The sequence below is a fragment of the Paraburkholderia sp. SIMBA_053 genome, from assembly GCF_046534895.1.
GTDB lineage: Bacteria > Pseudomonadota > Gammaproteobacteria > Burkholderiales > Burkholderiaceae > Paraburkholderia > Paraburkholderia caledonica.
Genome location: NZ_JAWRXU010000125.1, coordinates 1 through 439 on the forward strand (window position 1 = coordinate 1; position 439 = coordinate 439).

A 439-nucleotide genomic window follows, 5' to 3' on the forward strand; every position below is an offset into this window, starting at 1 on the left:
ACACGTGGAATTCCGCTTTTCTCTTCTGCACTCAAGTTCCCCAGTTTCCAATGACCCTCCACGGTTGAGCCGTGGGCTTTCACATCAGACTTAAGAAACCGCCTGCGCGCGCTTTACGCCCAATAATTCCGGATAACGCTTGCCACCTACGTATTACCGCGGCTGCTGGCACGTAGTTAGCCGTGGCTTTCTGGTTAGGTACCGTCAAGGTGCCAGCTTATTCAACTAGCACTTGTTCTTCCCTAACAACAGAGTTTTACGACCCGAAAGCCTTCATCACTCACGCGGCGTTGCTCCGTCAGACTTTCGTCCATTGCGGAAGATTCCCTACTGCTGCCTCCCGTAGGAGTCTGGGCCGTGTCTCAGTCCCATCTATGAATATAATGAATTAGCTTGCCTTGATCCTACGATGAAAACGATGTATAAGCATACGGGCGTC

General features: G+C 51.3%; 1 rRNA gene. It reads right to left on the reverse strand.

The window, feature by feature from the left end:
- Window positions 1–439 (reverse strand): 16S ribosomal RNA (locus tag SB753_RS34870); the annotation flags it as partial.